At 47.7% G+C, this 9,636-nt stretch carries 8 protein-coding genes and 8 tRNA genes; 1 reads left to right on the forward strand and 15 read right to left on the reverse strand.

What is annotated here, in order from left to right; genetic code table 11:
- Window positions 1–287: 287 nt before the first annotated feature.
- The 6 genes from glmS to sigW form a co-directional block, all read right to left on the reverse strand.
- Entirely contained in the window at window positions 288–2,120 is a 1,833-nt protein-coding gene (gene glmS, locus HPY28_RS29850; RefSeq protein ID WP_174231960.1) for a glutamine--fructose-6-phosphate transaminase (isomerizing), read from the reverse strand.
- A 483-nt stretch (window positions 2,121–2,603) separates the two neighbouring features.
- Complete coding sequence (gene glmM / locus HPY28_RS29855; protein WP_017247075.1) at window positions 2,604–3,950, reverse strand: phosphoglucosamine mutase; 1,347 nt, start codon at window positions 3,948–3,950, stop codon at window positions 2,604–2,606.
- A 43-nt stretch (window positions 3,951–3,993) separates the two neighbouring features.
- A complete protein-coding gene (locus HPY28_RS29860) occupies window positions 3,994–5,241 on the reverse strand; it encodes a CdaR family protein (protein WP_017247074.1) in 1,248 nt (415 codons plus the stop codon).
- Window positions 5,234–6,058 (reverse strand): diadenylate cyclase CdaA, encoded by an 825-nt coding sequence (gene cdaA / locus HPY28_RS29865; RefSeq protein WP_017247073.1) that lies wholly within the window; start codon window positions 6,056–6,058, stop codon window positions 5,234–5,236. Before cdaA ends, HPY28_RS29860 begins: the two co-directional genes overlap by 8 nt.
- A 105-nt stretch (window positions 6,059–6,163) precedes the next feature.
- Window positions 6,164–6,787 carry a zf-HC2 domain-containing protein gene (locus tag HPY28_RS29870; protein WP_017247072.1) on the reverse strand — a complete coding sequence of 208 codons (624 nt, stop codon included), beginning with the start codon at window positions 6,785–6,787 and terminating at the stop codon, window positions 6,164–6,166.
- A gap of 17 nt (window positions 6,788–6,804) precedes the next feature.
- On the reverse strand, window positions 6,805–7,368 hold the full coding sequence (gene sigW / locus HPY28_RS29875) for an RNA polymerase sigma factor SigW (protein WP_016742677.1): 564 nt from the start codon (window positions 7,366–7,368) through the stop codon (window positions 6,805–6,807).
- 170 nt (window positions 7,369–7,538) lie between these two features.
- On the opposite strand from sigW, the gene HPY28_RS29880 reads away from it, so the two are divergent.
- Entirely contained in the window at window positions 7,539–7,697 is a 159-nt protein-coding gene (locus HPY28_RS29880) for an aspartyl-phosphate phosphatase Spo0E family protein (protein ID WP_017247071.1), read from the forward strand.
- Window positions 7,698–7,790: 93 nt separating this feature from the next.
- On the opposite strand, the gene rocF is transcribed toward HPY28_RS29880, so the two are convergent.
- The 9 genes from rocF to HPY28_RS29925 form a co-directional block, all read right to left on the reverse strand.
- A complete protein-coding gene (gene rocF, locus HPY28_RS29885; protein WP_026042930.1) occupies window positions 7,791–8,687 on the reverse strand; it encodes an arginase in 897 nt (298 codons plus the stop codon).
- Window positions 8,688–8,858: 171 nt separating this feature from the next.
- A tRNA-Gly gene (locus tag HPY28_RS29890) sits at window positions 8,859–8,932 on the reverse strand.
- Window positions 8,933–8,941: 9 nt separating this feature from the next.
- Window positions 8,942–9,018, reverse strand: a tRNA-Pro gene (locus HPY28_RS29895).
- Window positions 9,019–9,023: 5 nt separating this feature from the next.
- Window positions 9,024–9,100, reverse strand: a tRNA-Arg gene (locus HPY28_RS29900).
- 20 nt (window positions 9,101–9,120) lie between these two features.
- Window positions 9,121–9,196, reverse strand: a tRNA-Lys gene (locus HPY28_RS29905).
- A 6-nt stretch (window positions 9,197–9,202) separates the two neighbouring features.
- Window positions 9,203–9,277 (reverse strand) — tRNA-Gln (locus HPY28_RS29910).
- A 21-nt stretch (window positions 9,278–9,298) separates the two neighbouring features.
- A tRNA-Tyr gene (locus HPY28_RS29915) sits at window positions 9,299–9,383 on the reverse strand.
- A gap of 8 nt (window positions 9,384–9,391) precedes the next feature.
- A tRNA-Val gene (locus HPY28_RS29920) sits at window positions 9,392–9,467 on the reverse strand.
- A gap of 86 nt (window positions 9,468–9,553) precedes the next feature.
- Window positions 9,554–9,627, reverse strand: a tRNA-Glu gene (locus HPY28_RS29925).
- Window positions 9,628–9,636 lie beyond the last annotated feature (9 nt).

The raw sequence follows: 9,636 nt of genomic DNA on the forward strand, positions 1-9,636 counted from the left end.
TGTTAGACTGGCTGAGTTTATTGGGTCCACCTTATTCGCTTTTCTTATAAACTTTATTCGGTTACCTATAGTCAAAATAGTATCACCCCTAGATGGAATAAAAGAAGTCCCGATGATCATTAACTCCATCATCGGGACTAAACTAAGCAGTTTCACACTTTTTTACTGGTTTCACTGTTCTTTTTACGTAACATCAAAGTGACAAACTTCATTACTCAGTTACAGACTTTATTACCTAGTGACAAAGTCTATTATTTAGTGACAAAAGGTGTTCTTATTCTTCTACCCTACTCAACCGTCACACTCTTCGCCAAGTTCCGTGGTTTATCCACGTCAAGGCCACGAGCGACAGAAGCGTAGTAAGCAAGCAATTGCAATGGAATGACGGTCAGAATCGGTGTGAGCATTGGCAGAGTGGCTGGCATGTAAATGACCTCATCCACACTCTTCGCCAAGTCGTGGTTGCCTTCAGTCGCAAAGCCCAGTACATGAGCGCCGCGAGCTTTTACTTCCACAATGTTGCTTACCGTTTTTTCGTAGATGTCTGGTTGCGTAGCCAAAGCTACAACTGGAACATTATCTTCAATCAGCGCAAGTGTACCGTGCTTCAGCTCACCAGCTGGATACGCCTCGGAGTGAATGTAGGAGATTTCCTTCAGCTTCAGAGAGCCTTCCAGCGATACCGCATAGTCGAGGCTGCGGCCGATGAAGAACAGGCTGCTTACCTCTTTTGTGCCCTCTGCAAAGCGACGAATTTGATCATCGTCATTCAGCATGGAAGCGATTTTGCCAGGGATCTCGCTCAGGTGCTCAACGACCTCAGCAACCTCAGCAGCCGCCATGGTGCCTTTTACTTGAGCCAGATACAGGCTGAACAAGTACAGGGCAACGACTTGGGAGGTGTATGCTTTCGTAGATGCTACCGCTACTTCTGGACCCGCCCACGTAAAGATCACTTCGTCAGCTTCACGAGCTACAGAGCTGCCTACCACGTTGGTGATAGCCAATACCTTCACGTTGCTCTTCTTCGCCTCACGCAGCGCAGCCAGCGTGTCTGCTGTCTCACCAGATTGGCTGATGACGATCATCAGTGTCTTGTCTGTGTAGATCGGATCACGGTAACGGAACTCGGAAGCGACTGCTACCTCTACAGGTACGCGAGTCCATTTTTCGATAACATCCTTACCGACGAGACCTGCGTGCATGGAAGTACCGCATGCCACGATGTAGATGCGATCGTATGTCGCCAGCTCCGCATCGCTCATTTTCAGCTCAGGCAAAATCACTCGCTTGTTGTCCTCGTCAATGCGGGCACCCATGGTATCGCGAACAGCTTGAGGCTGCTCGTGCATTTCCTTGAGCATGAAGGAATCATATCCGCCTTTTTCCGCTTGTACCAGATCCCACTCGACATGGAACAGTTCCCGCTCGATTTTCTCGCCGGTCTCTGCGTTCATCAGTTCCACACCATCGCGAGTCAATACAGCCATTTCGCCTTCGTTCAAAATGTACACGTCACGTGTATGCTCCAAAATAGCCGGGATATCCGAACCGATAAAGCTCTCGCCTTGACCCACACCAACTACCAACGGGCTAGCCAAACGAATCGCTACCAGCTTATCTGGCTCGTGCTCTGTCATGATCCCAAATGCATAGGCACCACGCATGCGTTGAACAGCACGACGCGCTGTAGAAACGATATCGCCGTCGTACATGTCAGCGAGCAAGTGAGCGATAACCTCGGTATCTGTCTCAGAAGTAAACGTGTAGCCTTTTTCCAGCAGCTCTTCTTTCAATGGCAGGAAGTTTTCGATGATCCCGTTGTGAACGACTGCAAAAGCCGATTTCTCGTCTGTATGTGGGTGGGAGTTCTCGTCAGACGGTTTTCCGTGTGTCGCCCAACGCGTATGCCCGATTCCCATAGAACCAGCCAATGGATTCGACTCCAAACGACCTTCGAGAACAGCCAGGCGCCCCTGAGCTTTTGAGTACTCCAATCCGTTTGCATTCACGACAGCGACCCCTGCTGAATCATAGCCGCGATACTCCAGCTTGCGAAGTCCTCCGATCACGATGTCTTGCGCTTGTTTATTTCCAATATATCCAACGATTCCGCACATAAGTGTATGGTCCCCTTCCAATTTTGGCGAGGGACTTCGACCCGAACAATGGTACGGGGGTGAGTCCCCCGCCATTCCATGTTTTTTATATGATCATTCTGTTTCATCTATTTCGGCAATGGCAAAAAACATATCACACGCAAGGTTTTGTCCATCAGATCACCCTGATGTTTTGTCCCTGCGCTCTGCGGCAGTGATACTGCTGCCGGGAGGTATCCGCCGAATGCTTCGATAAACCTCCACCTCGTCCACTGGGCTCCATGTCGGGCAGCCTCAGTGCTGGCGCTTTTCAATGGTATGCATTTGATTTACGATGCTTGTTCTTTTTTGCACAATCCCTCCCAATTTTTTCTTTCTTGGTGCTAGCGCACATGAACACTGTACCACAGATTGTGGAGAGCGACAATATCTCGTCGTCGTATTTTAGTTGTATGCAAAAGGGAGCGGCATCGAAACCGCTCCCTGCTACTTTTTACACTAATTTTACACCAGTTCTTGTTTAACCACGTCAACAATCCGATTCACGAGCCCTTCCAACTGAGCCGCATCTGGACCTTCTGCCATGACACGCACGATTGGCTCTGTTCCGGACGGACGAACCAGAACGCGACCATTGCCAGCCAAATCTTCTTCCACTTCACGAATCGCCTGCGCAATCGCTTCATTGCCATTCAGCTTTGACTTGTCCTCTACACGGACATTGATCAGAAGCTGCGGATACTTGACCATCACTTGTTTGAGCTCGGACAACGGCTTGCCAGACTCCTTGATGATGTTCAAGAGCTGCAAACCAGTTAACAGACCGTCTCCTGTCGTATTGTAGTCCAGGAAGACGATATGACCGGATTGTTCGCCACCGAGATTATAGCCGCCGCGCAGCATCTCTTCTACTACGTAGCGATCCCCTACAGCAGTCTTCGTCGTATTGATGGAGCACTCTTCCATCCCTTTGAAGAAGCCCATGTTGGCCATTACTGTCGTGACAACTGTATTGTTGTTGAGCTTTCCTTTTGCCTTGAGTGCTCGTGCACAGACCGCCATAATATAGTCGCCGTCGATGATTTCACCATTATTATCTACTGCAATGCAGCGATCCGCGTCCCCATCAAAGGAAAGACCCAGGTCAGCTTTATGCTTCAATACTTCTTCTACTAGACGTTCAGGATGCGTTGAACCGCACTGGTCATTGATGTTGATTCCATTCGGATTCGCACCAATCGTGATCACTTCAGCGTCCACATCCGCAAACAGACGAGCTGCCAATGATGAGACAGCACCATTTGCACAGTCCAGGACTACTTTCAGACCGTCAAATCGCTCAGATACGGTACTCTTCAAGTGAGAGAGATACTTTTGTCCACCCTCCAGGAATTCCAGAACCGTCCCGATTTGTTCGCCTGTTGGTCGAGGCAAAGTATCCTCTGCCGCGTCCAAATACTGTTCTACTTCAGCTTCCACTTCGTCGGACAGTTTAAAACCGTTGCTGCCGAAGAACTTGATTCCGTTATCCGGAAACGGATTGTGAGAGGCGGAGATCATAACACCCGCATCTGCACCAAGTGCACGTGTGAGATACGCTACCCCCGAGGTGGAGATAACACCCAATCTGACCACTTCTGCTCCAACCGATAACAGTCCAGCCAAAAGTGCGTTTTCCAGCATTTGTCCGGAAATGCGCGTATCGCGCCCAATCACCACTTTTGGTTTCCCTTCCTGCTTGTGTCTGGTGAGAACGTAACCGCCAACGCGTCCGATTTTAAATGCCAGTTCGGGTGTCAGTTGTGTATTTGCTACACCGCGTACACCGTCTGTTCCGAAATACTTCCCCATGATTGTCCCTCATTTCCTTCCTTGTGCACACAACAGCTTATGTCTACCTTTGCTTGTTCGTGATTTGAATTGTGACCTTTCTAGGTGCGCCCGCAGAAGTCTTGATATACTCCGACTGATTGAAGATGTAATTCAATGGTACTTCGTATACACCCGCCGGCATATTGCTGACATCTGCTACGACCTGCAAGTCTTCATGCCTCAACTGATTCAGCACGTCTGGTGCGCCGATCACGTCGAAGTCGATTGTAGACATCTCTTGGCCATCGGTGGATAGTACCTTTGCTTCCATGCTTTCTGATAGCCCGCTAATGCGAATCGGAATTTTATCCAAACGCTTGGTCGTTGATGGAACGACTTTCAGCGATACGGTCACATACTCCGGCTCGACCTTCACAATATTATCCATTAACGGTATCTTTAACTCTATATCGCGATCTGATGTAATGTTGCCGAGATCGATTTCCGGGCCTGGGTATGTGTTGGATTTGATGCCATCAATGACTTCCTTCGGTCCATAGACCGTGACCTCTTCCACATTCATACCCATACTAGCCAAACTATAGCCATTTGGTAATTCATTCGTCAAGTTTAATTTGATTGGCACTTTGGCAAACGGACTCGTTACGGGAATGTTCACTTCTACCGTAAGTGGCACCACATCGGCCCCTTGAATCACGTTACCAGACTTGTCCACGACTTTGAGCGGAACCGTTGTCTTGATTGCCGAAGTAGCCCCTTCCAAATCAACCGAAGCCTTAACTGCTGCTACCTTATTCACTTGGCTTTCAGGTACCCTTACAAGCGCTCTAAACGGCTTCACAATTGGCTCTCCGGCCGTGTAACCAGGGGCGACCTGTCCCAATTTCTCCACGGAAACTTCACGCTCAACGGTCTTTTTCTCTTCCAAGGTAATTTCCACGATATTCGGTATGATCCCTACCTTGACTTCATCCGGGAATCCCTTGTACTGGACAGGTACACGATGTGTTCCTTTGCCCAGGCTTGTCGCATCGACATACACTTCCCACGATTCCTCTGGGAAGAAATTGTGTCGATAAAAAGGATTATTGCTTTCCAAGGCGACCTTTACCGTTCGTTGCTGCTTGACCACCTGATAACGATCGGTATCGTATCTCACATGCAAATTGACACTATCAATAAAAGTTGGCTGACTTGCCTCAGGAGTCGTCGTTTGTTCTGCTTCCAGATTGACAATCATCCATGTCATGATAGCCAAAAGCAACGCAACAGCACGTGCAAACCAGTGACTGTTTAACCATTTATCCATGTTTTCGCCTCCATTGCCAACGACTTCCCATGGATTTGCCTTTGGACAGAGGCTGAAGCTGTTCTGTCAGCATCTCTGCCAGTTGCGCCTCCGTCAGATTGCGATTCATTGCTCCATGCGCGGCAAAGGACACCTGACCAGTCTCTTCGGATACGATGATCGCAATGCCATCGGAAACCTCACTTAACCCTATTGCCGCACGATGGCGCGTCCCCAACTCCTTGGAGATGGAATTGTTTTCAGACAGTGGAAGATAACAGGCAGCAGCCATAATCATATCTTTTCGCATAATGACTGCACCATCATGCAACGGTGTATTCGGGATGAAAATATTAATCAACAGCTCTGAGCTGACTCGCCCGTTAATGCCAATACCCGTTTCCACGTAGTCATTTAGACCCGTCTCTCTCTCAATGACGATCAATGCACCAATACGACGCTTGGCCATGTACGTAACCGATTTGCCCACCTCTTGAACCAAGCGGCTGACAGCCTCGTCATCCTGCGTACTGCTTGAACGGGAAAAAAGCTTGCCTCGACCAAGCTGCTCCAGTGCTCGACGCAACTCCGGTTGGAAGATGATGACGACCGCCAAAACCCCGAATGTAAAAGCTTGATTCATCAGCGCGTGCAGTGCCGTCAGCTGAAAATATTTGCTAAGGAACCATGTGATGACGATGACCATAATCCCCTTCAGCAATTGTACAGCGCGCGTCCCACGAATAAGCATAATGATTTTATAGAACACGTATGTAACGAGTAAAATATCCGTTGCATACCGTAGCAAATCCCCATATTCCATGGATATCGATATCATAACGAAGCCCCCATATCTCGCTCCATCTAATGAAGTCAGTCTATCTCCTGCGGAAAAAGCACGGCTCCACTGCCGTGCTCTGATAGCTGTACTCTCTATTTTCTCTTATGGCAAGATCGGAAGCAAGTCATTTCCAATATTTTTCACCTCATACCAAATCCAATCTACGATTGCTTCGATTGATTCGGTATTTCCCACGACTTGGGCGGTCGATGCCACGAACACTTTTCCTTCAATAGCCACAACATTTCCTGTTACATGGCCTTGAACATCTACGTTTCCGTTGCGGACAACCAAGTCTCCATTAATATTGGTTCCTGCTGGTACAACTACGACATTGCGTTCACGATCTATTTTTAATTTATCCAAATTAGCAGAGGATACCTGTAAAGTGTCATCTCGGTCAAACCAACTGTTGAATACGCTGCCGGTCATCAAAAAGAGAAATACCGCTGCAGCTGTCAAAAACGGATGATTTCGAAGCCATCCTGATAACAGATTCGCTTTTGTCGGCGCAGGCAATTGCGCAAGTACACGAGCTGTAAAATCAGAAGAGACATGAATATGTGAAGCGCTTTGAACAAACGCGATGGCTCTCTGCAACTCATGCATATGCTGGCGACAACTCACACAAGACTGTATATGTGTTTGCAATTGCAGATTGGCTAATTCATCAGTGTCCCCATCTAAATATTCGTGGATGAGGCAAATCATATCCCGGCATTCCATCGTGATTTTCTCCTTTCTCACATCAATCGCAACTTGCTGCGTAATGCTTCCCTTCCTCGGTGGATACGCGTCTTGATTGTCGTTATGGGAAGCTTTACGATATCGCTGATCTCCTGCAACGACAAATCCTCAATATAACGCAAGATCATAATCGAGCGATATTTGGGCTGTAAGTGAGACAAAGCATCTTGCACCGTCTCCTGCAGCTCCTGCGTTACGACTTTGTCTTCCGGTGTTCGCTCGTTAGAAGACAGGCGTGAATACCAGTCCAGGCCTTGCCCTGGTTCGGTTTCTTCATCCAATGAAAAGTCAGGTCGTTTTTTCCGGCCACGGTCGATACATAGATTGGTCGCGATCCTGTAGATCCATGTGGAGAACTTATAGCTGTCATCGTATGAATGCAAATTGGCATAGACACGCAAAAATGTTTCTTGCGCAATGTCCTCTGCATCCTGACGGTTTCCCACCATACGATATGCGAGCTGAAATATCTTGTCTTTATAAATCTCGATTAACTCTGCAAAAGCTTCACGGTCTCCGCGTTTTGCCCGCTGAGTCAACCGTTTCTCTACAAAATCCATGCGATCCTCCCCACAATACCGTAATCCTATATACGGATGTTACTGCATATGGTTTCATTTTTTATCTTGTGTTTGTGCGGATAATTTGTTGGGAAATAGAGGAATAAGCGTCTTGCTTTCCTCTATATATAAGTAATGATAGCTCATTTATCTCACGGGTGGAAAGGAGAGTGCAACGATTGTCAAAAAAAGACGTTCTCCTCGAGATTGAGATGCTGCGAAAAGAACTCAACGAACAGTACAAAAAACAAGCCTGCATTACTCCAGAATTAGTTACGCTAAGTGTACAACTGGACCAGCTATTAAATAAACTTCGTCTCCATCCTTAGAATGTACCGCTTTCCCCTATCAATGTAAAGATGCGGAAAAACAAAAAAAGAGGGCCAAAAGCCTCTCTTTTTTCATGAAGATCTTCATTTATTTTACAGTAATTTATCACCAAAAACGGAACTCATTAAAGCGACTGCAACGCGAGCTGTCATGTTTTCTCGGTCTAGAATTGGGTTGACCTCTACGAATTCTGCCGAACAAAGAATATCTGCATCTGCCAGCATTTCCAATGAGACATGCCCTTCACGATAGGAGATACCACCTATTACTGGCGTCCCTACTCCCGGAGCATCGTGTGGATCAAGTCCATCCAAATCGAGACTCAAATGCACGCCATCTGTGTTTTTGGACACATGTGCGATTGCTTCATCCATGACTCGAGCCATACCCAATTTATCAATTTCATGCATGGTGAAAACCTTCATTCCAATACGCTTGATTAATTCACGCTCACCTTGATCCAGATCACGCGCACCGATGATGACCACGTTTTCTGCTTGTACCTTTGGTGTATATCCCCCAATGCTCGTCAGACGCTCATGCCCATAACCCAAGCTCGCTGCCAAAGGCATACCGTGAATATTTCCCGATGGAGAAGTGGCACCCGTATTCAGATCACCATGAGCATCAAACCAAATCACGCCCAGGTTTTTTACGTGCTTAGCCACACCTGCAATGGTTCCAAGGGCAATGCTGTGATCGCCCCCCAATACGAGCGGGAATCGACCAGCAGTCATGATATCGCTTACAACATTGGCAAGCTTTTCATTGGCTTCCACGACTTCATCCAGGTATTTATGGTTTTCCGTCTCGGTGAAGTGGTGAGGACGCGTTACAAAAATATCTCCTCGGTCTTCAATATTGAAACCCATCTTTTCCAAGCGTGCTACCACACCCGCATAACGGATAGCGCTAGGTCCCATATCAACTCCGCGGCGGTCTGCACCTAGATCCATCGGTACACCAACAATGCTCATGTTTTTGTTCATAGAAGTGCCACCCTTTCCTTCGTTCATTCATTCTCTACCCCTATATTGTAGCCTCGGAAAGCAAAATGACTCAACTCGACATGATTTTGCATAAATAACCTGTCGGACAAGCTTTGTCAAAAACACAAAAAAACGAGCAACCCTTTCGGTTTCTCGTTTCTAGTAAGCATATGGAGCGGGTGATGGGAATCGAACCCACGCGACCAGCTTGGAAGGCTGGAGTTCTACCATTGAACTACACCCGCATATAAAAATGGTCGGGAAGACAGGATTCGAACCTGCGACCCCTTGGTCCCAAGCCAAGTACTCTACCAAGCTGAGCTACTTCCCGATAAGTGGCGTGCCCTGAGAGATTCGAACTCCCGACCTTTTGATTCGTAGTCAAACGCTCTATCCAGCTGAGCTAAGGGCACCTATTATGATTTTAAAAAACTGGTGAGCCATGAAGGACTCGAACCTTCGACCCTCTGATTAAAAGTCAGATGCTCTACCAACTGAGCTAATGGCTCGCAAAATGGCTGGGGTACTAGGATTTGAACCTAGGAATGACGGAGTCAAAGTCCGTTGCCTTACCGCTTGGCTATACCCCAACAACCCGCAAAATAAAAAAATGGTGGGGAGAGACGGATTCGAACCGCCGAACCCGGAGGGAGCAGATTTACAGTCTGCCGTGTTTAGCCACTTCACTATCTCCCCATTTTTTATGGTGGAGGCTGACGGGATCGAACCGCCGACCCTCTGCTTGTAAGGCAGATGCTCTCCCAGCTGAGCTAAGCCTCCAAATCCCTGACAAAGTGACGAGTATGCTAAGCAGCATACTCTGATAACTTTGCAGGTACCTTAACCATTGTTAAGGCGTTTTTAGGTGACCCGTAGGGGATTCGAACCCCTGTATGACAGCGTGAAAGGCTGCTGTGTTAAACCGCTTCACCAACGGGCCAAGATCATG

Origin of the sequence: Brevibacillus sp. HB1.2 (assembly GCF_013332495.1) — a bacterium.
Lineage (GTDB): Bacteria > Bacillota > Bacilli > Brevibacillales > Brevibacillaceae > Brevibacillus > Brevibacillus porteri.